A 23,624-nucleotide genomic window follows, 5' to 3' on the forward strand; every position below is an offset into this window, starting at 1 on the left:
CGCATTGGGCGCGAAGCGGGAGCAAGTCGGGCGGTACGGGAGGAGGGCGGGGCGCCGGATGTTCAACGTCCCTGCGGGCGGGCGCACTTGGGGCGCTCATCAGGGGCTTTGCCGGGAAACGCGCGACCCCCGAGTGCGCCGGGCGCTCTTTCGGGGGTCGCGGGGAAACCACTCGAATCGGTGACCGGTCCGGGCGTTACTTCGGGGTTCCGGTTTCCCGAGGCTACTTCTCGACGCGGCCTCTCGGCCCTACTTCTCGACCTCGGTGGCGAGCTTGGCGAGCAGCGCGTCGTAGATGCGGCCGAGCCCCTTGGGAGCGAAGGTCTTCTCGAAGAAGCCGCCGATGCCGCCGGCGCCGTTCCACACGGTGCTGACGACGGCCTTGGACCTGCCCTCGCCGGCCGGGGTGACGGTCCAGGTGGTGACCATGGAGGAGTTGCGGTCCTTCTCCACGAGCTGCCCGTCGGTGGGCTCGGTGACCTCCAGGAGGCAGTCGCGGACGCGCTTGCTGGTGGCCTGGAGCTTCCAGTGGACGAGGGTCCCCTCCCCGTCCCCGCCCTCGCGCACCTCGTACTCGCTGAAGTGCTCGGGGAGCAGCTTCTCGCGCGTCCCGGTGTAGTCGGCGAGGGCGTCGAACACCGTCTCCGCGTCGGCGGCGATGATCCGCTCCGTCGTGGCCTCGACCTGCGCCATGGCGCTTCCTCCAGCTTGTTCTCGTGGTGCTTTCGGGGGATACGGGCCAAGCCAACCACCTGGGCGCCGGGGCCCAAAATCCGGGTTGCGGCGATCAAGGGAACATGTGTTCTAATCTGGGACCACCCCGTCCCCCGAGGAGGCGTCCATGAGATGGGATCGTCTGGCCGACGGCTCTGCTTCCGCCGGCAGCCCCGCCGCCCTGGCCGAGAGCGCGCTGTTCGGCGCGGACGCGGTCACCACCCGCACCTTCGACACGCCAGAGTTCCGCGGCATCACCTTCCACGAGGTGCGCGCCCGCTCGATCGTCAACCGGGTGCCCGGCGCCTCCCGCATGCCGTTCGAGTGGACGGTCAACCCGTACCGCGGCTGCACGCACGCGTGCGTGTACTGCTTCGCCCGCAAGACCCACAGTTACCTGGACCTCGACACCGGCATCGGCTTCGACTCACAGATCGTGGTCAAGGTGAACGCGCCGGAGCTGGTCCGCGGACAGCTCGCCTCCCGCCGCTGGCAGGGCGCGCACATCGCGATGGGCACGAACGTGGACTGCTACCAGCGGGCGGAGGGCCGCTACCGGCTGATGCCGGGCATCCTGGAGGCCCTGCGGGACTACGCCAACCCGTTCTCGATCCTCACCAAGGGGACGCTGATCCTGCGCGACCTGGACCTGATCCGGCAGGCCGCCGAGGTCACCGAGGTGGGCGTCTCCGTCTCCGTCGGCTTCACCGACCGGGAGCTGTGGCGCACGATCGAGCCCGGCACCCCCGCCCCGGAGCGCCGGCTGGACGTCGTACGGACCCTCACCGGCCACGGCATCGGGTGCGGAGTCCTGATGGCCCCGGTCGTCCCCTTCCTCGGTGACCGGCCCGAGCAGCTGCGCGACACCGTCCGCGCCGTCGCCGAGGCCGGTGCCACCTCCGTCACGCCGCTCGTGCTGCACCTGCGGCCCGGGGCCCGCGAGTGGTTCTTCGCGTGGCTGCGCCGGCACCACCCCGAACTGGTCGGACGCTACGAGCGCATGTACGCGGCCGGGGCCTACGCGCCGACCTGGTACCAGCGCCGGATCACCCGTCAGGTGCACGAGCTGGCCGCCGAGTTCGGCATAGGCCCGAACGACCGCCGGAGCTCACCGCGTCGGACGCCTCTCCCCGAGCACCACGCGCGCGTGCCGGAGGCCGAGCAGCTCACCCTGCTGTGACACCGCGCGCGACGCCCTCCCGCGCGACCCTTTGACGGCGTGTCACCTCCGCTGATCGGGTCAACTCTCGGCCGGAACGGTCCCACCGCGCCCGGATCCGGGCACGGACGCCGTATGAGAACACGCGCAGGAGTGCTGATCGCCGCTGGGGCGCTGGCCGCCGGGACGGTCACCGTCCTGCCCGCCACCCCGTCCGCCTCGGCCGCGAACGGCCCCGCACCGACACCCCGCCCCGTCGCCCGGCTCGCCTGGACCGACTGCGCCACCAAGGCCTACCCGAAGCTCCAGTGCGCCACCCTGAAGGTGCCGCTCGACCACGACGACCCGGCCGGCCGGACGATCAGCCTGGCCCTGACCCGGGTCCCGCACACGGCGAAGGCCTACCAGGGCCCGCTGTTGGTCAACCCCGGCGGCCCCGGGGGCAGCGGACGCGGGATGGCCGGCTACGTCGCGGCCTCGCTGCCCGCGAAGGTGGCCGCGCAGTACGACGTCATCGGCTTCGACCCCCGCGGCGTCGGCAAGAGCGAGCCCGCCCTGAACTGCCGCCCGGGCCACTTCGCCCCCGTGCGCCCGGATTCCGTGCCGACCGACGCCGAGAGCGAACGGATCGGTGTCGAGCGCGCCGAGGTCTTCGCCAGGGCCTGCGGCGAGAAGTACGCCGACGTCCTGCCGCACATCGACACCGTCTCCACCGCCCGGGACCTGGACGCCATCCGCGCGGCGCTCGGCGCGCCGAAGATCAACTATCTCGGCTACTCGTACGGCACCTACCTCGGCGCGGTGTACGCGCGGCTCTACCCCGAGCGGGTGCGCCGCATGGCGCTGGACTCCGTCGTCAACCCGCACGGCGTCTGGTACGAGGACAACATCGCGCAGGACTACGCCTTCGACGCCCGGCAGAAGGACTTCACCGCCTGGGTGGCGCGCAACGACGCCGCCTACCGGCTCGGCACGGACCCGGCGGCCGTCGAGGCCGCCTGGTACCGGATGCGCGAGGCGCTGCGGGCGACGCCCGCCGGCGGCAAGGTCGGCCCCGGCGAGCTGGAGGACACCTTCCTGCCGGGCGGCTACTACAACGGCTACTGGCCGCGACTGGCGACCGCGTTCGCCGCGTACGTCAACGACAAGGACGCGGCTCCGCTGGTGAAGGCGTACGAGGCCTTCGGCGCCGCGGACTCCTCGGCCGAGAACGGCTACTCGGTCTACACCAGCGTCCAGTGCCGGGACGCGGCCTGGCCGCGGGACTGGAACGTCTGGCACGCGGACAACTGGGACGTGCACGCCAAGGCGCCGTTCTCGACCTGGAACAACGCCTGGTACAACGCGCCGTGCGCGTTCTGGCCGGTCGACTCGCTGACTCCGCCGGACGTCACCAACGACGACCTGCCGCCGGTGCTGATCCTCCAGGCCACCGAGGACGCGGCCACCCCGTTCGAGGGCGGGATCGCCCTGCACCGGATGGTGGGCGGCTCCAGCCTGGTCGTCGAGGAGGGCGGCGGCAACCACGGCGTGACGCTGGCGGGCAATGACTGCATGGACGACCACCTCGTCGGCTACCTCTCCACCGGCACGGTCCCGCGCGGAGCCGGGGGCGCGGAGGCGGACGCGGTCTGCGAGACGCTGCCGGAGCCGACACCCGCCAAGGCCACGGCGACCCGCGGCAGCGCCCGGGACGCCGGCGCCACGCTGCACGGGATGCTCGGCCAGGTGCGCTGAGCCGCCCGACCGGGTGGGCCGGGAGTTGTCCACAGGTTGCCCGGGGGCGGACCGGAGTGTCAGTGGTGTGCGCCAGGATGTGAGCCATGAGCACGCACCTGACCCATGTGTCCGCCCCGGAGGGCCTCGCGCCCAGCCCGCAGTACAGCCATGTCGTGTGGGGCACCGGCCGGTTCGTGGCCGTGTCCGGGCAGATCGCCCTCGACGCCGAGGGCGCGGTCGTCGGCGCCGGCGACGCGGCCGCCCAGGCCCACCAGGTGTTCACGAACCTCGGCCGCTGCCTGGCCGCCGCCGGCGCGGACTTCGCGGACGTCGTGAAGCTGACGTACTTCGTGACGGACATGGCGCACCTGCCCGCGATCCGCGCCGCCCGCGACGCGGCCTTCGGCGCGCTCCCGCTGCCGGCCAGTTCGGCGGTCCAGGTGACCGCCCTCGTCCGGCCCGAACTCGTCATCGAGATAGAGGCGTTCGCGCTGATACCCGAGGACTCCGAGAACCGGGAGACCGGCCGGGCCTGATCCGCCGGGAGCCCAGGGACACCCAGGGGGTGCCCGGCGTGCCGGTGGGGGGCGGCCGGTTTCGGGCAGGCGCGGTTTCACGGGCCGAGCCGTCCCAACGCCTCGCGCGCCGGTCCCCCGAACCTCGGGTGCGGCAGGGCCGCCTCCAGGACCTCGCGGGCGCCCGGGTCGCCGAGCGCGCCGAGGCCCTCGACGCAGGCGAGGCCGACACGCCAGTGCGGGTCGGCGGGCGCGAGGCGGCGCCGGAGGACCGCGACGAGGGCGGGGACGCTCTCGGGGGCGCGCAGGGCGGCGAGCAGCCTGACCGGCAGCAGGGCGTAGGCGACGCGGAGTTCGTTGGTGGCGAGCGCGGCGGCGGCGCGGGCGGTGCGGGGGTCGCCGAGCCGGGTGAGCGCGTGGGCGGCGGAGACGCAGCGCTCGGGGTCGCGGTGGTTGAGGAGGAGGACGAGGGCCTCGAAGGCGCGCGGGTCGCCGGCGAGGCCGAGCCGGAACGCGGCGATCTCCCGGGCCCACAGCGGCTGTCCGGGGGCGGTGAGGGCGTGGTGGAGTTCCTCCGCTCCGAGTGGCCCGGCGAGTTCTTCGAATGCCGCGGGAACCTCTCCGCGGTCATTCTCGATCTCTTCTCGCAAACGATCGATCATCGAGCAGAATTCGGGATCCGCAGCGAAATTCATATTCCGCAGACTATCCGCGACCCAGATCACATTGTTCCCAACTTCCCGGGACTGGCGCGCTCGTTACCGGGCAGTTAATCTCAGGTGAGCGGGTCACCCCCCGCACTTCCCCCGACGGCCTGGTGACGCAGCCGTCTTGGGGCCACCCCATACCGATGGTGTGGGGAAGTTCGTTCGGTTCGGCAGTTTTCGGCGTGACTCCGGGACAGGGTCCGTCGCCTCTTCACCCACCCTCTGGGCCCACCGCGATCCCTCTTCTTTCGCGCACTGCCTTCAGTCGTCACTCTTCTCCCAGGAGTCCCCTGATGGACACCCCTCTCTCCACCATCGCCGTCGTCGGTCTCGGCACCATGGGCACCGGTATCGCCGATGTGCTCGCCCGGGCCGGCCGCGAGGTCATCGGCATCGACATCAGCGAGACCGCGGCCGCCAAGGCCGTCGCCGCCCTGGAGGCCTCCACCGCCCGCGCGGTGGCCCGTGAGCGCATCACCGAGGAGGAGCGGCAGGACGTCCTCGCCCGCTTCCGCACCTTCTCCGACCTCCAGGCGGCCGCCGACGCCGACCTCGTGATCGAGGTCGTGCCCGAGTCGTACGAGACCAAGCAGGAGGTCTTCCGGGCCCTGGACGACATCGTCCGGCCCGACACGGTCCTCGCCACCGGCACCAACGCGCTCTCGGTCACGCGGCTCGCCGCCGACTCGGCCCACCCCGAGCGCGTGCTCGGCCTGCACTTCTTCACGCCGGTCCAGGCCATGAAGCTGGTCGAGGTCGTCTCCTCGGTTCTGACCGCCCCGCAGGCCGTGGACGCCGTGACCCGGCTCGCGCAGGAGCTGGGCAAGGAGCCCGTCGCGGTCGGCGACCGCCCCGGCTTCGTCGCCGACGGGCTGCTCTTCGGCTACCTCAACCAGGCCGCCGCCATGTACGAGGCCAAGTACGCCTCCCGCGAGGACATCGACGCCGCGATGCGGCTCGGCTGCGGCCTGCCGATGGGCCCGCTGGCGCTGCTCGACCTGGTCGGCATCGACACCGCCCGTACGGTCCTGGACGCCATGTACGCCTCCTCGCAGGACCGGCTGCACGCCCCGGCGCCGATCCTCAAGCAGCTCAGCGAGGCGGGCCTGACCGGCCGCAAGTCGGGCCGCGGCTTCTACACGTACGAGACCCCGGGCTCCGGCACCGTCGTCCGCGACGCGCTCACCCCGCTGGAGGCCGCCGCCGCCGGCGAGAGCCGCGAGGTCCGCTCGGTCGGCGTCGCCGGCTCGGGCACCATGGCCTCCGGCATCGCGGAGGTCTTCGCGAAGGCCGGTTACGAGGTCGTCCTCGCCGCCCGCTCGCAGGAGAAGGCCGACACCGCCAAGGCCCGCATCGCCAAGTCCCTGGGCCGTTCCGTGGACAAGGGCCGGATGACCGCCGAGGCGCGCGACGAGACGCTGGCCCGGATCGTCCCGGCCGGCTCGCTGGACGCCTTCGCCGAGGTCGACCTGGCGGTCGAGGCGGTCGCCGAGGACCTGGGGATCAAGCAGGACCTGTTCGCCCGCCTGGACAAGATCTGCAAGCCGGGCGCGGTGCTCGCCACCACGACCTCCTCGCTGCCCGTCGTCGCCTGCGCCAAGGCCACCTCGCGCCCGCAGGACGTCATCGGGATGCACTTCTTCAACCCGGCGCCCGCGATGAAGCTGGTGGAGATCGTCCGTACGGTCCTGACCGCCGACGACGTCCACGCGACCGTCCGCGAGGTCACGGCGAAGATCAAGAAGCACGGCGTGGACTGCGGCGACCGGGCCGGCTTCATCGTCAACGCGCTGCTCTTCCCGTACCTGAACAACGCGATCAAGATGGTCCAGGAGCACTACGCCACGCTGGACGACATCGACGCCGCGATGAAGCTGGGCGGTGGCTACCCGATGGGGCCGTTCGAGCTCCTGGACGTGGTCGGCCTGGACGTCTCGCTGGCCATCGAGAAGGTGCTGCACCGCGAGTTCCGCGACCCGGGCCTCGCCCCGGCGCCGCTCCTGGAGCACCTGGTGGCCGCGGGCTGCCTGGGCCGCAAGACGGGGCGCGGCTTCCGCGAATATGCCCGTCGCTGAGGCCCACGGCGAGCCGTACGGGGGGTGGGGAGGGCTGCTCAGCCCGTCGGGCACCGTCGGTGCCGGGCCGGGCTCCCCTCCCCCACCTGGGCACACTCCCGCTCCGATGCAGTACGTTCGGGACATGTCCAAGGCCGCGAAGACACCCCGTGCCACGTCCACGCCCGACTCCCCGGAGAGCGCGGCGGGGACCCGCGCCGCCGCCCAGCGGCTGAAAATGCGCCGGGAGCTGGCCGCCGCGGCCATGGAGCTCTTCGCCACCAAGGGGTACGAGGCCACGACGGTCGACGAGATCGCGGCGGCGGCCGGGGTGGCCCGCCGGACCTTCTTCCGGCACTTCCGCTCCAAGGAAGAGGCGATCTTCCCCGACCACGACGACACGCTGGTGCGCGCGGAGGCGGTCCTGAACGCCGCCCCGCCGCACGAGCACCCGCTCGACACGGTGTGCCGGGGCATCAAGGAAGTCATGAAGATGTACGCGGGCTCTCCCGCGGTGTCGGTCGAGCGGTACCGGCTGACCCGCGAGGTGCCGACGCTGCGGGAGCGCGAGATCGCCTCGGTGGCACGCTACGAGCGCCTCTTCACCCGCTATCTGCTCGGTCACTTCGACGAGCGCGACCACCACGACGGCAACGACGACCCGCTGCTGGCCGAGGTGGCCGCCTCCGCGGTCGTCACCGCCCACAACCACGTGCTGCGCCGCTGGCTGCGCGCGGGCGGCCACGGCGACGTGGAGGCCCAGCTGGACCACGCCTTCGCGATCGTGCGGGAGACCTTCGGCACGGGCATAGGCGCCCGGCCGGCCGTGCCCGGCGCTCCCGTCACCGCCGCGGAACCGGATGCCCCGGCGGCCGCCGCCACCGCCTCCCTGACGGGCGACGTGGTGGTCGCCGTCGCCCGGACGGATGCTCCGCTGGACGAGGTCATGCGGACCATCCAGCAGGCGCTGCAGAAGGGCTGAGACACCCGCGCAGAACACTCCACGAGAGGGCCGCCCCCGTTTTCCGGGGGCGGCCCTCGTCGTTCTCCGGCCCTGCCGGTGCGCCGCCGATGGCACATCCGCCCAGTTCAGGGGCATTTTCGATCGATCATCGCTCATCCGTGACCACCGGATTGCATCTGAGTGAAATTGTTGGCACGCAGTGCCTTGTCAGGTGACACGGCGTGCCATACGTTGATGTTGTCCGGGCGGCCGGCGCGCAGAGATCACCTCGCTCGCCGGCTGTCCCCACAAGCGATCCCCCGCGTGCGCCCGGACGCCTGCGTCACAGGCAACCTTGCGCGCCCCACACGGCGCCGCCACAGCACCACCCGCGCCGAACCGACGGCACACCTCCACAGCAGCACACCCCGACGTAACCCTCAGCGCGCCCCCCGTGGGCGCCGCACCGCCGGAGGCATCCCGTGAAGGACATCCTGGACGCGATCCAGTCGCCCGACTCCACCTCGGCCGACTTCGCCAACATCAAGCTCCCCGAGTCGTACCGCGCCGTGACCGTCCACAAGGACGAGGCCGAGATGTTCGCCGGGGTCGAGAGCCGCGACAAGGACCCGCGCAAGTCGCTCCACCTGGACGATGTCGCGCTCCCCGAGCTCGGCCCGGGCGAGGCGCTGGTCGCCGTCATGGCCTCCTCCGTGAACTACAACTCGGTCTGGACCTCGATCTTCGAGCCCGTGTCGACCTTCGGCTTCCTGGAGCGCTACGGACGCCTGTCCGAGCTCACCAAGCGCCACGACCTGCCGTACCACATCATCGGCTCCGACCTCGCGGGCGTGGTCCTGCGCACCGGCCCGGGCGTCAACTCCTGGAAGCCCGGCGACGAGGTCGTCGCGCACTGCCTGAGCGTCGAGCTGGAGTCCTCGGACGGCCACAACGACACGATGCTCGACCCCGAGCAGCGCATCTGGGGCTTCGAGACCAACTTCGGCGGCCTCGCCGAGATCGCCCTGGTCAAGTCCAACCAGCTGATGCCGAAGCCCGACCACCTGACCTGGGAGGAGGCCGCCTCCCCCGGCCTGGTCAACTCCACCGCGTACCGCCAGCTGGTCTCCCGCAACGGCGCCGGCATGAAGCAGGGCGACAACGTCCTCATCTGGGGCGCCAGCGGCGGCCTCGGCTCCTACGCCACCCAGTTCGCGCTGGCCGGCGGCGCCAACCCGATCTGCGTCGTCTCCTCCCCCGAGAAGGCCGACATCTGCCGGTCCATGGGCGCCGAGGCGGTCATCGACCGCAACGCCGAGGGCTACAAGTTCTGGAAGGACGAGAACACCCAGGACCCGCGGGAGTGGAAGCGCTTCGGCTCCAAGATCCGCGAGCTGACCGGCGGCGAGGACATCGACATCGTCTTCGAGCACCCGGGCCGCGAGACCTTCGGCGCCTCGGTCTACGTCACCCGCAAGGGCGGCACCATCACCACCTGCGCCTCGACCTCGGGCTACATGCACCAGTACGACAACCGCTACCTGTGGATGTCCCTGAAGCGCATCATCGGCTCGCACTTCGCCAACTACCGCGAGGCGTGGGAGGCCAACCGCCTGATCGCCAAGGGCAAGATCCACCCGACCCTCTCCAAGGTCTACTCCCTGGAGGAGACCGGCCAGGCCGCGTACGACGTGCACCGCAACCTGCACCAGGGCAAGGTCGGCGTGCTCGCCCTCGCCCCGGAGGAGGGCCTCGGGGTCCGCAACCCGGAGATGCGCGCCAAGCACATCGACGCCATCAACCGCTTCCGTAACATCTGACCCCGGGACCACAGATGACAGAGCGTCAGAAGGACCGGCCGTGGCTCATGCGGACGTATGCCGGTCACTCGACCGCCGAGGCGTCGAACGAGCTCTACCGGCGGAACCTCGCCAAGGGCCAGACCGGCCTCTCGGTCGCGTTCGACCTGCCCACGCAGACCGGCTACGACCCCGACCACATCCTCGCCCGCGGCGAGGTCGGCCGGGTCGGGGTGCCCGTCTCTCACCTCGGTGACATGCGGCGGCTGTTCCAGGACATCCCCCTGGAGCAGATGAACACCTCGATGACCATCAACGCCACCGCCATGTGGCTGCTGGCGCTCTACCAGGTGGTCGCCGAGGAGCAGGGCGCGGACATCACCCAGCTCCAGGGCACCACCCAGAACGACATCGTGAAGGAGTACCTGTCGCGCGGGACGCACGTCTTCCCGCCCGGCCCCTCGCTCCGCCTCACGACGGACATGATCGCGTACACGGTCAACCACATCCCGAAGTGGAACCCGATCAACATCTGCAGCTACCACCTGCAGGAGGCGGGGGCCACTCCGGTCCAGGAGATCGCGTACGCGATGTCCACCGCGATCGCGGTCCTCGATGCCGTCCGCGACTCGGGTCAGGTCCCGGAGGAGCGGTTCGGCGAGGTCGTCGCCCGGATCTCGTTCTTCGTGAACGCCGGCGTCCGCTTCGTCGAGGAGATGTGCAAGATGCGCGCCTTCGGCCGCATCTGGGACACCATCACCCACGAGCGCTACGGCATCGAGAACGCCAAGCAGCGCCGCTTCCGGTACGGCGTGCAGGTCAACTCGCTCGGTCTGACCGAGGCCCAGCCGGAGAACAACGTCCAGCGGATCGTCCTGGAGATGCTGGCCGTGACGCTGTCGAAGGACGCACGCGCGCGCGCCGTCCAGCTCCCGGCCTGGAACGAGGCGCTCGGCCTGCCGCGCCCCTGGGACCAGCAGTGGTCGCTCCGCATCCAGCAGGTCCTCGCGCACGAGTCGGACCTCCTGGAGTACGAGGACATCTTCGCCGGCTCGCACGTCATCGAGGCCAAGGTCGAGGCGCTGGTCGCCGAGTGCCTCGCGGAGATCGAGCGGATCCAGGAGATGGGCGGCGCCATGGCGGCCGTCGAGTCCGGCTACCTGAAGGCCCAGCTGGTCTCCTCGCACGCCGAGCGGCGCGCCCGGATCGAGTCCGGCGAGGAGAAGATCGTCGGCGTCAACATCTTCGAGACGACCGAGCCGAACCCGCTCACCTCCGACCTGGACACCGCGATCCAGACGGTCGACCCGGCCGTCGAGGCCCGGGTCGTGTCCGCCCTCGGCACCTGGCGCGACACCCGCTACCAGCCGCCCTTCAACCACCCGCGGCCCTGCAAGGCCCTGGAGCGACTGAAGGAGGCCGCCAAGGGGACCGGCAACCTCATGGAAGCCACCCTGGAGTGCGCCCGCGCGGGCGTGACGACCGGCGAGTGGGCCGGGGCGCTGCGCGAGGTCTTCGGCGAGTACCGCGCACCGACCGGGGTCTCCTCCGCTCCCGTGGCCGTCCCGGCCGAGGAGGGCTCCCCGCTCGCCGAGGTGCGCCGCAAGGTGGACCGCACCGCCCAGGACATGGGCGTGGGCAAGCTGCGCTTCCTGGTCGGCAAGCCGGGTCTGGACGGACACTCCAACGGCGCCGAGCAGATCGCCGTGCGGGCCCGCGACGCCGGGTTCGAGGTGGTCTACCAGGGCATCCGGCTGACGCCGGAGCAGATCGTGGACGCGGCCCTGGAGGAGGACGTGCACGCCGTCGGCCTGTCGATCCTCTCCGGCTCGCACGCCCAGCTCGTGCCGGACGTCCTCGACCGCCTGAAGGAGGCCGGCGCGGCCGACATCCCGGTGGTCGTCGGCGGGATCATCCCGAACGCGGACGCCGAGGAGCTCAAGGCGGCCGGCGTGGCCGCGGTCTTCACCCCGAAGGACTTCGGCATCACCGGGATCATCGGCCGTATCGTCGACGAGATCCGGAAAGCGAACCAGCTCAGCCCCCTTGAAAGTACGGAGGTCCCCGCATGACCAGCACGCCCGTGAACCGGCTGCGCCCCCGCCGCTCCTGCCTCGCGGTGCCCGGCTCGAACCCGCGCTTCCTCGAGAAGGCCCAGGGTCTCGCCGCCGACCAGGTCTTCCTGGACCTGGAGGACGCGTGCGCGCCGCTGGCCAAGCCGGAGGCCCGGCACACCATCGTCAAGTTCCTGAACGAGGGCGACTGGACCGGCAAGACCCGCGTGGTCCGCGTCAACGACTGGACGACCCACTGGACGTACCGTGACGTCGTCACCGTCGTCGAGGGCGCCGGCCAGAACCTCGACTGCATCATGCTGCCGAAGGTGCAGAACGCCGAGCAGATCGTCGCGCTCGACCTGCTGCTCACCCAGATCGAGAAGACCATGGGCTTCGAGGTCGGCAAGATCGGCATCGAGGCGCAGATCGAGAACGCCCAGGGCCTCACCAACGTGAACGCGATCGCCCAGGCCTCGCAGCGCGTGGAGACGATCATCTTCGGCCCGGCCGACTTCATGGCCTCCATCAACATGAAGTCCCTGGTCGTCGGCGAGCAGCCGCCCGGCTACCCGGCGGACGCCTACCACCACATCCTGATGAGCATCCTGATGGCCGCACGCGCCAACAACCTCCAGGCGATCGACGGCCCCTACCTGCAGATCCGCAACCAGGAGGGCTACCGCGCGGTCGCGCAGCGCGCCGCCGCCCTGGGCTTCGACGGCAAGTGGGTGCTGCACCCGGACCAGGTCGCCGCGGCGAACGAGATCTTCTCGCCCTCGCAGGAGGACTTCGACCACGCCGAGCTGATCCTCGACGCGTACGACTACTACACGTCCGAGGCCGGCGGGAAGAAGGGCTCCGCGATGCTCGGCGACGAGATGATCGACGAGGCCTCCCGCAAGATGGCCCTGGTCATCTCCGGCAAGGGCCGTGCCGCCGGCATGCAGCGCACCACCAAGTTCGAGATCCCGGAGGCCTGAGTCCATGCAGTTCGGCCGCACCTACGAAGAGTTCGAGATCGGCGCCGTCTACAAGCACTGGCCCGGGAAGACGGTCACCGAGTACGACGACCACCTCTTCTGTCTGCTGACGATGAACCACCACCCGCTGCACATGGATGTGAATTACGCGGAGAACACGACGGACTTCAAGAAGAACGTCGTCGTCGGCAACTACATCTACTCGCTGCTGCTCGGCATGTCCGTGCCGGACGTCTCCGGCAAGGCCATCGCCAACCTGGAGATCGAGTCGCTGCGCCACGTGGCGCCGACCTTCCACGGCGACACCATCTACGGCGAGACCACGGTCCTGGACAAGACGCCGTCGAAGTCGAAGAGCGACCGCGGCATCGTCTACGTCGAGACCAAGGGCTACAAGCAGGACGGCACCCTGGTGTGCGTCTTCCGCCGCAAGGTGATGGTCCCGACCGCCGAGTACATCGACGCGCGCGGCGGCGAGCAGCCCGGCCGCCCGGAGCTGAAGGAACAGGGGAAGTAGTCATGGCGCGACTCGCCCAGACCCACGGTCTGACCGACGTCCAGCAGGAGATCCTCGCCACGGTCCGGGACTTCGTCGACAAGGAGATCATCCCGGTCGCCACGGAGCTGGAGCACCGTGACGAGTACCCCCAGCAGATCGTGGACGGGCTCAAGGAGCTCGGCGTCTTCGGTCTGATGATCCCCGAGGAGTACGGGGGCCTGGGTGAGTCGCTGCTCACCTACGCGCTGTGCGTGGAGGAGATCGCGCGCGGCTGGATGTCGGTGTCCGGCATCATCAACACCCACTTCATCGTGGCGTACATGCTGAAGCAGCACGGCACGCAGGAGCAGAAGGACTACTTCCTGCCGCGCATGGCGGCCGGCGAGACGCGCGGCGCGTTCTCGATGTCGGAGCCGGGTCTCGGCTCGGACGTGTCGGCGATCACCTCGAAGGCGGTCAAGGACGGCGACGAGTACGTCCTCAACGGCCAGAAGATGTGGCTGACGAACGGCGGCACGTCAACGCTGGTCGCGGTTCTCGTCCGAAGTGACGAAGGACACCCCGAGGGGACCGCCCCCCACAAGTCGATGACGACCTTCCTCGTCGAGAAGGAGCCCGGCTTCGGAGAGGTCCGCCCCGGCCTCACCATCCCCGGGAAGATCGACAAGATGGGTTACAAGGGCGTCGACACGACCGAACTCATCATGGACGGACTGCGCATTCCGGCCAATCGGGTCCTCGGCGGGGTCACCGGCCGAGGGTTTTACCAAATGATGGACGGCGTCGAGGTCGGCCGCGTGAACGTGGCGGCCCGTGGTTGCGGCGTCGCACAGCGTGCTTTCGAACTGGGCGTCCAGTATGCCCAACAGCGTCACACTTTCGGAAAGCCGATCGCCCAGCACCAGGCGATCCAGTTCAAGCTGGCCGAAATGGCTACCAAGGTCGAGGCCGCTCATGCCATGATGGTCAACGCAGCACGCAAAAAGGACTCCGGGGAACGAAACGACCTCGAAGCAGGCATGGCGAAGTACCTCGCCTCTGAATACTGCAAGGAGGTCGTCGAGGATGCCTTCCGCATTCACGGTGGATACGGCTTCTCCAAGGAGTACGAGATCGAGCGCCTCTACCGCGAGGCCCCGATGCTGCTCATCGGCGAAGGTACCGCCGAGATCCAGAAAATGATCATTGGTCGTCGGCTGCTCGAGGAGTACCGGTTCCAGGGTTGATTGTCGCTTTTGAGTCGGTTCGGCCGCGAAGAAGATCACACCCCGTGTTCGTCTTCCGGCCGCCGACTCAGCTGCTGGCTTGCCCAGTTGCGGCTCGCAACCGATAGCATCGCCGGAAAGCCGCCGTCCCCCCGTTGCCAGCGCGGCATCATCCGCTACGAAGGTCATCCATGCCCCACAGCCAAACCTCTGCACACCGCGACAGCCTCAAGGGCGCACGCATCGCACGCGGAGCATCGCCGTGGCTTCTGCCGACCGTCGCCACCGCGGCGCTGAGCCTCGCGCGCGCCCGCAAGTCGAAGCGCGCCGCGGCCGTCGCCGTGCCGGTCACCGCTCTCGCGGCCGGCATGCTGTGGTTCTTCCGCGACCCCGAGCGCGAGATCGCTCAGGGCCGGGTCATCTCGCCCGCCGACGGCGTGGTGCAGAGCATCATGCCGTGGAAGGACGGACGCACCCGCGTCGCCATCTTCATGAGCCCCCTGAACGTCCACGTCAACCGCGCGCCGCTGGCCGGCACGGTGACGTCCGTGGAGCACGTCCCCGGCGGCTTCGTGCCGGCGTTCAACAAGGAGAGCGAGAACAACGAGCGCGTTGTCTGGCACTTCGACACGGAGCTCGGCGACATCGAGATGGTGCAGATCGCGGGTGCCGTCGCCCGGCGGATCGTGCCGTACATCCCGCAGGGGACGAAGGTCGAGCAGGGCGACCGGATCGGTCTGATCCGCTTCGGCTCGCGCGTCGACATCTACCTCCCGGAGGGTGTCGAGGTCGCCGTCGAGGTCGGCCAGGCCACGACCGCGGGGGTGACTCGCATTGACCGTGATTGATCCCGACACACGTGCGGCCGAATGGGTGGCCGAGGCCGAGGCGGACGCCGCCGAGGACGCCGAGGAGATGCCGCTGTCGCTGAGGCTGTCCATAGCGGACGCCCTCACGCTCGGTAACGCCACGTGTGGCTTCATGGCGGTGTACTTCACCACCACGGGCATCCTCATCCCGCACCTCACCGGAAGCAGCGAGACCGGCATGGCGCGCAACAGCGCCGCCACCGCCGTGATCCTGATGCTGGCCGCGGCGATCTTCGATCTCTTCGACGGCATCGTGGCGCGCAAGCTCCGCAGCTCGCCGATGGGTGCCGAGCTCGACAACCTGTCGGACCTGATCAGCTTCGGTCTCGCCCCGGCCTACTTCGTGCTCGTCTACGGCATGGTCGCGGACGACGCGCAGCAGAAGGTCTCGGCCGTGGCCGCGATCGTGGTCCTGCTCGCGGTGGTGCTGAGACTCGCGCGGTTCTCCTGCGTGACGATGAAGGACGGCATGTTCCAGGGCATGCCGAGCCCCTTCGGTGCGCTGACCGTCGTGTCGATCATCCTTCTGGAGCTGCCGTTCATCCCGACGCTGCTCGCGATCATCGGTGTGGCCTGGCTGATGGTGAGCCGGGTCGAGTACCCGAAGCCGCGGGGTGTCCTCGCGGTGGCGATGCTCAGCTGGATCGTCGGCGCCATGGCGATGCTCGCGGCGTGGGCGTTCGACGCACCGGGCGGGGCGTTCCTGCTCCAGACCGGTTGCGCACTCCAGGTGGTGCTGGGCGCCGTGATCCCCCTCTTCGCGACGGCCCGGCGAGTGAACACCTTCCGCGACAACCGGCGCGAGAGCCGGGAGGCGCGACAGGCGGAGGCGGCGCAGCTGCCGTAGGACGCCGGAACAGCGGGAAGGGCCCCGGACGCGGATCGCGTCCGGGGCCCTTTCGCGTACGGTCAGCGCCCGACGCGCTTGTAGTAGAGCGTGGTGGGGCGCAGGGTGCCCTCCGGGTCGGCGGCGAAGTCCGGGATCACGCCGGCGCGGGTCCAGCCCGCCGCCCGGTAGAGGCGTTCGGCGGGGCTGTCGGTCTCCGTGTCGAGGACCAGCAGGGTGAGGCCGGTCGCGGCGGCGTGGGCCTCGGCGGTGGCGAGGAGGCGGGGCCCGAGGCCGCGTCCGCGGGCCGCGCGGTGGACGACCAGCTTGGCGATCTCGCCGCGGTGGCGGCCGTTCGCCTTGGTGTCGCGGACGAGGGTGACCGCGCCCAGGACGTCGCCCGCGGAGCCGTACGCCGCCCAGACCTCCCGGTCGTCCGCGGCCCGTGTCCACCAGTCGGCTGCCTCCGCCGGGTCCAGGGGCGCCAGGTAGCCGATGGAGGCCCCGCCGTCGACGGCGTCGACGAGGAGCCCGGCGAGTCCGTCAGCGGCCCGCTCACGGACCTCCTCGGCGGTGAGGTGTCGTATCTCCATCGCGTCGCGTGTCCCCTCGTCCGTGCGGCGGCCGAGCCACGGCCGTTCTCGATCAACGTATCCCGCCGGTCCGTGAGCCCCGGAGCGCGGGGTGCCGGCATCACCGCCCCCCCGGTGTGGGCAGCCGTCCCGCTGGGACGCGACGGGTGGGCACCACGGGAGGGCCGCGTCTTGCCGCGCCTGGGCCCCGTGCTGTGGCACCGGCCGCGAGGGCACGGCGCCGTAGTGGTGCGGGCAGGTGCAGGGGGCGGACGCGCCGCCAGGCGCGGTCCCGTGTGCCCACCCGTCCGCCCCAGCGGGACGACTGCCCACACGGGGGTGGACGACGGCCGCCCGCACGGGCGCGCGAGGCACGGGCCTGGGCGGGTGGGCGCCGCCCAGCGGCACAACCGCCCAGAGGGGGCGAAACACGCGTGAGCACGGGCGCGGTTTGGGCGGATGGGTGCCGCCCCGGCGGGACGACCACCCACACGCGGGGTGGACGACGGCCGCCCGCACGGGCGCGCGAGGCACGGGCCTGGGCAGATGGGCGCCGCCGCGGCGGGACAATAGCCCAGAGGGGGCGAAAAACGCGTGAGCGTGGGCGCGGTTTGGGCGGGTGGGCGCCGTCCGCGGCGGGGCGACTGCCCGCGCGCAGGGGGGTGAGCGCCCGCACGGGCGAAGGCGCGGCCCGACGGGCGGGTGCGCCGCCCGCGGGTGGGGCGACTGCCCGCCGGAAGGGTGAAGCGCCGCAGGAGCGCGGCGCCCCTGGTGGTGGGGGGCGCGGTTCTCGCAAGGGTGCCCCGTTACGGGCCGGGCAGGGGCGGGGCCCCGGCCCGGGGGTGTGGGGCCGGTGGAGCTACGCCAGGAAGTCCCGCGCGATGTTCCCCGCCACCTGCTCCAGGAGCGGGCCGGCGTTCGCGATGGACTTCGCGGGCTCGGGCTCCAGGTCGGTGAGCGGGTAGGCGCGGCGGATCCCGGCGGCGCCCAGCGCCGCCGGGGCGAGGGCCAGCCGGCCGCAGACCGCGACGACGTCCTTGCCGGCCGCGCGGGCGGCCGCGGCGACGCCCGCCGGGGCCTTGCCGTGCAGGGTCTGTTCGTCGAGGGAGCCCTCGCCGGTGATCACGAGCGTGGCGCGCTCCAGAGCCGGGGCGAAGCCCAGGACCTCCAGCATCAGCTCGATGCCGGGCCGGAAGCTCGCACCGATCAGCAGGGCGCCGTAGCCGATGCCGCCCGCGCCGCCCGCGCCCGGGGAGGCGGCGAGCTCGGTGGCCTTGGGGCCGATCGCCTTCTCCAGGACGCCCGCGTAGTGCGCGAGGGCCGCGTCGAGGGTCTCGACGTCCTCGGGGCTCGCGCCCTTCTGCGGGCCGTACACGGCCGCGCAGCCCTTGGGGCCGGTCAGCGGATTGTCCACGTCGCTGGCGAGGACGAGGTCGACGTCGGCGAACCGCGGATCGACGCCCGACAGGTCGGCGGTGGCGAGCCCCGCGAGGGCCGCGCCGCCGGGGCCGACCGGCTCGCCGTCGGCGTCGAGGAAGCGGGCGCCCAGCGCGGCGAGCATGCCGGCGCCGCCGTCGGTGGTGGCGCTGCCGCCGACGCCGAAGACGATCGAGGTGGCGCCCGCGTCGAGAGCCGCGCGCAGCAGCTCGCCGGAGCCGTACGTCGTGGCGGTCAGCGCGGCGAAGACCCCGGTCGGCAGGAGCTGGAGGCCGGAGGCCTCCGCCATCTCCACCACCGCGGTGGTCCCGCGCAGCGCGAACGCCGCCGTGACGGGCTCGCCGAGCGGACCGGTCACCGTGACCTCACGCCGCTCGAACCCGGCCGCGACGGCCGCGGCCACGGTGCCGTCGCCGCCGTCGGCGACGGGCAGCGTCTCCACGTCGAGCTCCGGGACGACCCGTCGCAGACCTGCTGTGACCCGCTCCGCGACCTGTACGGCCGTGAGCGAGCCCTTGAACTTGTCGGCCGCGACGAGCACGCGTGCGACCTCAGTTACTGCTCCGTCCGTCACCTTGCATCCCTTGCTTTCGAACAGGCAGTCGCGCCAGGGCCGACCCTATCCGGACGGCCAGACGGCGTGCCACCCCCTGATAAGGCGATATTCCGCACCATAGGGGCCGCTCGGGCACGCAACTGATCGATCAAATCCCCGGACAAAGGTCTCGGCCCGACGCGAAGGTCATCGGGATCGGAAGGGCGGCGGTCGTCGCGGAAGTGGGCTGGCGGGCTGGGCGACCCCGGCCAGGAACGCGTCACCACGCGCTGCACCGGGTGCGGGACGCGGTGCGGACGACGGTCGGGGACGCGGGCCGGCGGGCAGGGGCCTTCGCGGCACCGCCGGCTGCGCCGGGCGAGGAGGTCCCGGGCCTGGGGCGGGGACGAGCGGGACCGGGGCGAGGACGAGCGGGACCGGGGCGGGGACGAGCGGGACCGGGGCGGGGACGAGCGGGACAGGCAGCGGAGGGCCGTGGACGACGGAGGGGACGCTCGCGCGCAGCCGGGCGGGTGCGTCGCCGCGCGGCCCGGCCCGGCATTGGGTAGACCGGTGGCATGGGCCTGCTCAAGCACAGTGAACTCGCCGACCGGATCCTGGGCGGCTGGACGGGGCGGATCGCCGGGAACATGCTCGGCAAACCGGTCGAGAGCGGCGAGCACTGGACGCCCGAGCGCATCGACGCCTACCTGGAGCTGACCGGCGCCCTGCCGCTGACGGACTATCTGCCCCCGCCTCCCGCGGTCGGCGCGGACGGCTTCGAGCTGCGGCCCGAGTGGCCGCAGTGCGTGCGCGGCCGGATCCACGGGAGCTGCCGGGACGACGACATCGACTACTCGATCCTCGGGCTGCACCTCCTGGAGACCCGGGGTTTCGCGTTCACCACCGAGCAGGTCGGCGACCAGTGGCTGTTGCGCCTGCCCTATCTGCAGACCTTCACCGCGGAGCGGGTGGCCTACCGCAATCTGGCCAACGGCCTGAAGCCGCCGCTGACCGCGACCTACGACAACCCGTACCAGGAGTGGATCGGGGCGCTGATCAGGGCCGACGTCTTCGGCTGGACCTCGCCGGGCGACCCGCGCCGGGCCGCCTCGCTGGCGCGCCGGGACGCGGCCCTGTCGCACACCGGGAACGGGGTCTACGGGGCGATGTGGGCGGCGGCGCTGGTGGCGGCGGCGTTCACCGCACCCGACGCGCGCTCGGCCCTGTCGACCGCGCTGGAGCGGATCCCGGCGAGCAGCCGGCTGGCCCGGACCGTACGGCACACGATGGCGCTGCACGAGGCGGGCGTGGAGTGGTCCGAGACCCTCGCCGAGCTGGCGAAGGAGACCGGTGCCTTCGGCTGGATCCACACGGTGCCGAACGCGGCGGTGCTGACCGCCGGGCTCCTCTACGGGGAGGGGGACTTCACCCGCACCATCGCGCTCACCGTACGGGGCGGCCTCGACACCGACTCCAACGGGGCGACGGCCGGTTCGGTCGCCGGGGTGCTGTGCGGGGCCGCGGCGATCCCGCCCCAGTGGTCGGAGCCGCTGCAGGACCGGGTCCGCAGCGCGGTCGCGGGCTTCGACCGGGTGCGGATCAGCGAGCTGGCGGAGCGGACGGTGCGGCTCGCGGAGCTGACGGGTTGAGGGCTGGCGAGCTGGCGGAGTGGCGGACCTTGGATCCGACGCGCCGGGAGGGATGACGGCCCGTCAGGCGTACGCGGTGACGGAGTCAGGCGGTCGCCGCTCAGCCCCGCTCGGGTTCCGGTGGCACCGGTCCGCCGCTGCGCAGGGGCTCCTCGCGGGCGGCGGTGCGGGCCTCGGTGCGGTGCCCGCGGGCGATGTAGTCGCGGACGACCGCCTCGACGGCGTCCTGGGGGCTGCCGATGCCGGCGAGGACCATGACCTCGACGACGAGTTCGGCGTCGAGGGAGACGTTCACCTTGGCCATGCGGGGAACCTAGCACCCGGTAATCGGCTCGCGGGAGGCCTTCCGGCCCACCTACGCTCGCCGCATGACCATGGTGGCGGTTCTCAGCGGCGCAGGCATCTCCACGGACTCGGGCATCCCCGACTACCGGGGTCCCGACGGGCTGTGGACACGCGACCCGGAGGCCGAGCGGCTCGTCACCTACGGGCCGTACATGGCCGACCCGGAGATCCGCCGCCGCTCGTGGCGGATGCGGCTCGACGGGCCGGGCCTGTCGGCCGAGCCGAACGCGGCGCACCACGCCGTCGCCGCGTTCGAGAAGAGCGGCCACGCGCTGCGGGTGATCACGCAGAACGTGGACGGCCTGCACCAGGCGGCCGGGGTGCCGGAGCGCAAGGTGCTCGAACTGCACGGCTCCGCGCGGTCGGTGGTGTGCACGTCCTGTCACACCCGCTCCACGCTCGCCGAGGCCCTGGAGCGGGTGCGGGCCGGCGAGGCCGATCCGGCGTGCCGCGCGTGCGGCGGGATCCTGAAGACGGCGACGGTGATGTTCGGGCAGAACCTCGACCCGCAGGTGCTGGGACAGGCGATGTCGATCGCGAAGGCCGCCCAGGTGTTCATCGCGGTCGGGACCAGCCTGCAGGTGCAGCCGGCCGCCTCCCTCGCGGGGATCGCGGCGGAGCACGGGGCCCGGCTGATCATCGTGAACGCCGAGCCCACCCCGTACGACCCGGTCGCGGACGAGATCGTCCGCGAGCCGATCGGCACGGCACTGCCCGCCCTGCTGGAACGCCTGCGCTAGAAGAGGGCGTCGGGGGCCGCCGTTCCCGACTCGAAGGCGAGCAGGCGCTGCTTGCGGTCCAGGCCGCCGCCGTAGCCGGTCAGACTGCCGCCGGCACCGATCACCCGGTGGCAGGGGACGATGATCGTGACCGGGTTCTTGCCGTTGGCGAGGCCGACCGCCCGCGAGGCGCCGGGACTGCCCAGGGCCTCCGCCAGTTCGCCGTACGTGCGGGTCTCGCCGTACGGGATGAGGCGGAGCTGCTCCCAGACGCGGAGCTGGAACTCCGTGCCCGCCAGGTGCAACGGCAGGTCGAACCGGGTGAGTTCGCCGGCGAAGTAGGCGTCGAGCTGCCGCACGGCCTCCGTGAAGGGACGCGGGTCGGGGGTGCCGAAGGTCTCCTCCGGAGGGCGGTGCCGCTGATCGGTCATGTACATCCGGCTGAGCACGCCGTCGACGGCGACGAGGGTCAGCAGGTCGTAGGGGCTGTCCACGACCGTGTGCGTCACGGTGGGCATGAGCAAGGTCCTTACGCGGGAAGGTGGTTGATCGGGTGCGAGTCGGTGGCCCACAGGTACTGGACGGCGTAGGCCCGCCAGGGCCGCCACAGCGCTGCGCGGGCCACGAGCGCGGCGGGGGTCGAGGGCAGGCCGAGGCCCTGGGCGGCGCGGCGGACACCGAGGTCCCCGGGGAGGAAGGCGTCGGGGTCGCCGAGTGCCCGCATGGCGATCACCTCGGTGGTCCAGGGGCCGAAGCCGGGCAGCGCGAGCAGCCGGGCGCGGGCCTCGGCCCAGTCGCTCTCGGGGCCGAGGGCGAGGCTGCCGTCGGCGAGCGCGGTGACCAGGGTGAGCAGGGTGGCACGGCGGCTGCGGGGCAGGGCGAGGCGCTCCGGGTCGAGTCCGGCGAGCGCTCCGGGGGTCGGGAAGAGGTGGGTGAGGCCGCCTTCCGGATCCTCGACGGGGACGCCGTGCGCGGTGACCAGTCGGGCCGCGTGGGTGCGGGCGGCGGCCGTGGACACCTGCTGGCCGAGCACCGCGCGCACGGCGAACTCGGCGGCGTCCACGGTGCGCGGCACCCGTCGGCCGGGCGCCGCGTCGACGAGCGGCGCGAGCAGCGGGTCGGTGCGCAGCTGCTCGTCGACGGCGACGGGGTCGGCGTCGAGGTCGAGCAGCCGGCGGCAGCGGCTGATGGCGTGGGTGAGGTCGCGCGGGTCGGTCAGCGAGAGCCGGCACAGCACGTGGTCGGGGCGCGGGGTGAGGGCGACGATGCCGTGCCCGTAGGGGAGGCCCAGGGTGCGCCGGTAGGCGCCGTCCCGCCACTCCTCCACGCCGGGGACGGCGGTGGCGGCGAGGTGGCCGAAGAGGTTGGAGGGGTTCAGGGGGGCGCGGAACGGCAGCCGGACGGTGATCGTCCCGGGGGCCGCGGGTGCGGCTGCCCGCGGACCGTGGGCACGGGCGCGCAGTTCGCCGGGCGTGAGGGCGAAGACCTCGCGGACGGTGTCGTTGAAGGTGCGGATCGAGGCGAAGCCGGCCGCGAAGGCGAGCTCGGCCATCGGAAGCGGGGTGGTCTCGATGAGGACCCGGGCCGTCTGCGCCCGCTGGGCGCGCGCGAGGGCCAGCGGTCCGGCGCCCAGTTCCGCGAGGAGCTGGCGCTCGATCTGCCGGGTGGAGTAGCCGAGCCGGCCGGCCAGGCCCGGGACGCCTTCGCGGTCGACGACCCCGTCCTGGATGAGCCGGACCGCCCGGGCGACGGCGTCGGCCCGCGCGTTCCACTGGGGCGCGCCGGGGCTGGTGTCGGGCCGGCAGCGCTTGCAGGCGCGGAAGCCGGCGCGCTGGCAGGAGGCCGCCGTGGGGTGGAACTCCATGTTCTCGGGCTTGGGCGGCCGGGCGGGACAGCTGGGTCGGCAGTAGATCCGGGTGGTGCGTACGGCGGTGAAGAACACGCCGTCGAAGCGGGCGTCCTTCGACTGGACGGCCCGCACGCAGCGCTCGGTGTCGGTGTGCATGTCTCCAGGATCGGCGCTCCGCGACGGCCGGGCTGGCGAAAAAACGACATCAACGTTCGGCGGCGCCGGGCGGCCGGCGCGTCGGCGGGGACGACCGGGGCCTCACGAGCGGGGCGGCCTTCGCGTCGGAGGGAGGGCGGCCGGCGCGTCCAGGGGGCCGGCGTGCCCGGGGGCCAGCGCCTTTGGAAGGCCGGCGCGTCCCGGGGCCAGCGGGTCCCGGGGGGGTGCCTCTATGTCTTTCGTCAAGCGAGGCGTGGGGTTCTGGGTTCGTAGAAGGTGCCGTCGCGGAGCATCGCGAAGAGCACGCTGATGC

At 71.9% G+C, this 23,624-nt stretch carries 21 protein-coding genes; 14 read left to right on the forward strand and 7 right to left on the reverse strand.

All coding sequences use genetic code 11. The features are described 5' to 3' along the window. Positions 1–249: 249 nt before the first annotated feature. On the reverse strand, positions 250–693 hold the full coding sequence (locus AB0M16_RS21345; RefSeq protein ID WP_365345101.1) for an SRPBCC family protein: 444 nt from the start codon (positions 691–693) through the stop codon (positions 250–252). A 148-nt stretch (positions 694–841) separates the two neighbouring features. Between AB0M16_RS21345 and AB0M16_RS21350 the strand changes: the two genes are divergently transcribed. The 3 genes from AB0M16_RS21350 (at position 842) to AB0M16_RS21360 (ending at position 4,128) form a co-directional block, all read left to right on the forward strand. Beyond that, complete coding sequence (locus tag AB0M16_RS21350) at positions 842–1,894, forward strand: Rv2578c family radical SAM protein (RefSeq protein WP_365345103.1); 1,053 nt, start codon at positions 842–844, stop codon at positions 1,892–1,894. 114 nt (positions 1,895–2,008) lie between these two features. Beyond that, on the forward strand, positions 2,009–3,610 hold the full coding sequence (locus AB0M16_RS21355) for an alpha/beta hydrolase (protein WP_365345105.1): 1,602 nt from the start codon (positions 2,009–2,011) through the stop codon (positions 3,608–3,610). An 86-nt stretch (positions 3,611–3,696) separates the two neighbouring features. Beyond that, complete coding sequence (locus tag AB0M16_RS21360; protein ID WP_365345107.1) at positions 3,697–4,128, forward strand: RidA family protein; 432 nt, start codon at positions 3,697–3,699, stop codon at positions 4,126–4,128. Positions 4,129–4,205: 77 nt separating this feature from the next. On the opposite strand, the gene AB0M16_RS21365 is transcribed toward AB0M16_RS21360, so the two are convergent. After that, the gene (locus AB0M16_RS21365) at positions 4,206–4,802 is read right to left on the reverse strand and encodes an adenylosuccinate lyase (RefSeq protein ID WP_365345109.1); all 597 of its coding nucleotides are present in this window, start codon (positions 4,800–4,802) and stop codon (positions 4,206–4,208) included. 305 nt (positions 4,803–5,107) lie between these two features. On the opposite strand from AB0M16_RS21365, the gene AB0M16_RS21370 reads away from it, so the two are divergent. The 9 genes from AB0M16_RS21370 to pssA all read left to right on the forward strand — a co-directional run bounded on the left by AB0M16_RS21370 (position 5,108) and on the right by pssA (position 16,067). Continuing rightward, complete coding sequence (locus AB0M16_RS21370; protein ID WP_365345111.1) at positions 5,108–6,889, forward strand: 3-hydroxybutyryl-CoA dehydrogenase; 1,782 nt, start codon at positions 5,108–5,110, stop codon at positions 6,887–6,889. A gap of 106 nt (positions 6,890–6,995) precedes the next feature. Further along, entirely contained in the window at positions 6,996–7,850 is an 855-nt protein-coding gene (locus AB0M16_RS21375) for a TetR family transcriptional regulator (RefSeq protein WP_365345113.1), read from the forward strand. Between the two features lie 443 nt (positions 7,851–8,293). Further along, positions 8,294–9,631: a crotonyl-CoA carboxylase/reductase gene (gene ccrA / locus AB0M16_RS21380; protein ID WP_365345115.1), complete on the forward strand. Its 1,338-nt coding sequence runs from the start codon at positions 8,294–8,296 to the stop codon at positions 9,629–9,631. 14 nt (positions 9,632–9,645) lie between these two features. Next, the gene (locus AB0M16_RS21385) at positions 9,646–11,682 is read left to right on the forward strand and encodes a protein meaA (RefSeq protein WP_365345117.1); all 2,037 of its coding nucleotides are present in this window, start codon (positions 9,646–9,648) and stop codon (positions 11,680–11,682) included. Next, on the forward strand, positions 11,679–12,647 hold the full coding sequence (locus AB0M16_RS21390) for a CoA ester lyase (RefSeq protein ID WP_365345119.1): 969 nt from the start codon (positions 11,679–11,681) through the stop codon (positions 12,645–12,647). Before AB0M16_RS21385 ends, AB0M16_RS21390 begins: the two co-directional genes overlap by 4 nt. A 4-nt stretch (positions 12,648–12,651) precedes the next feature. After that, positions 12,652–13,164 carry a MaoC family dehydratase gene (locus AB0M16_RS21395; protein WP_128981445.1) on the forward strand — a complete coding sequence of 171 codons (513 nt, stop codon included), beginning with the start codon at positions 12,652–12,654 and terminating at the stop codon, positions 13,162–13,164. A 2-nt stretch (positions 13,165–13,166) separates the two neighbouring features. Next, a complete protein-coding gene (locus tag AB0M16_RS21400) occupies positions 13,167–14,372 on the forward strand; it encodes an acyl-CoA dehydrogenase family protein (RefSeq protein WP_365345121.1) in 1,206 nt (401 codons plus the stop codon). Positions 14,373–14,542: 170 nt separating this feature from the next. Continuing rightward, positions 14,543–15,199 (forward strand): phosphatidylserine decarboxylase, encoded by a 657-nt coding sequence (locus AB0M16_RS21405; protein WP_365345123.1) that lies wholly within the window; start codon positions 14,543–14,545, stop codon positions 15,197–15,199. Then, positions 15,192–16,067: a CDP-diacylglycerol--serine O-phosphatidyltransferase gene (pssA, locus tag AB0M16_RS21410; protein ID WP_365345162.1), complete on the forward strand. Its 876-nt coding sequence runs from the start codon at positions 15,192–15,194 to the stop codon at positions 16,065–16,067. Before AB0M16_RS21405 ends, pssA begins: the two co-directional genes overlap by 8 nt. Positions 16,068–16,129: 62 nt before the next feature. Here the strand turns inward: pssA and AB0M16_RS21415 are convergent, their stop codons facing one another. Further along, positions 16,130–16,639, reverse strand: coding sequence for a GNAT family N-acetyltransferase (locus AB0M16_RS21415; protein WP_365345125.1), 510 nt, complete (start codon positions 16,637–16,639; stop codon positions 16,130–16,132). Between the two features lie 838 nt (positions 16,640–17,477). After that, on the reverse strand, positions 17,478–18,629 hold the full coding sequence (locus AB0M16_RS21420; protein ID WP_365345127.1) for a glycerate kinase: 1,152 nt from the start codon (positions 18,627–18,629) through the stop codon (positions 17,478–17,480). Between the two features lie 539 nt (positions 18,630–19,168). On the opposite strand from AB0M16_RS21420, the gene AB0M16_RS21425 reads away from it, so the two are divergent. Continuing rightward, positions 19,169–20,242 carry an ADP-ribosylglycohydrolase family protein gene (locus AB0M16_RS21425; protein ID WP_365345129.1) on the forward strand — a complete coding sequence of 358 codons (1,074 nt, stop codon included), beginning with the start codon at positions 19,169–19,171 and terminating at the stop codon, positions 20,240–20,242. Between the two features lie 100 nt (positions 20,243–20,342). Here the strand turns inward: AB0M16_RS21425 and AB0M16_RS21430 are convergent, their stop codons facing one another. Then, complete coding sequence (locus tag AB0M16_RS21430) at positions 20,343–20,546, reverse strand: DUF2191 domain-containing protein (RefSeq protein WP_365345131.1); 204 nt, start codon at positions 20,544–20,546, stop codon at positions 20,343–20,345. A gap of 64 nt (positions 20,547–20,610) precedes the next feature. On the opposite strand from AB0M16_RS21430, the gene AB0M16_RS21435 reads away from it, so the two are divergent. Further along, positions 20,611–21,327: a Sir2 family NAD-dependent protein deacetylase gene (locus tag AB0M16_RS21435; RefSeq protein ID WP_365345133.1), complete on the forward strand. Its 717-nt coding sequence runs from the start codon at positions 20,611–20,613 to the stop codon at positions 21,325–21,327. Here AB0M16_RS21435 and AB0M16_RS21440 read toward each other — a convergent pair. After that, on the reverse strand, positions 21,324–21,824 hold the full coding sequence (locus tag AB0M16_RS21440) for a methylated-DNA--[protein]-cysteine S-methyltransferase (RefSeq protein WP_365345135.1): 501 nt from the start codon (positions 21,822–21,824) through the stop codon (positions 21,324–21,326). The genes AB0M16_RS21435 and AB0M16_RS21440 overlap by 4 nt on opposite strands. An 11-nt stretch (positions 21,825–21,835) precedes the next feature. Next, complete coding sequence (locus AB0M16_RS21445; RefSeq protein WP_365345137.1) at positions 21,836–23,311, reverse strand: AlkA N-terminal domain-containing protein; 1,476 nt, start codon at positions 23,309–23,311, stop codon at positions 21,836–21,838. Positions 23,312–23,624: the final 313 nt, after the last annotated feature.

The organism is Streptomyces sp. NPDC051921, assembly GCF_040680975.1.
GTDB lineage: Bacteria > Actinomycetota > Actinomycetes > Streptomycetales > Streptomycetaceae > Streptomyces.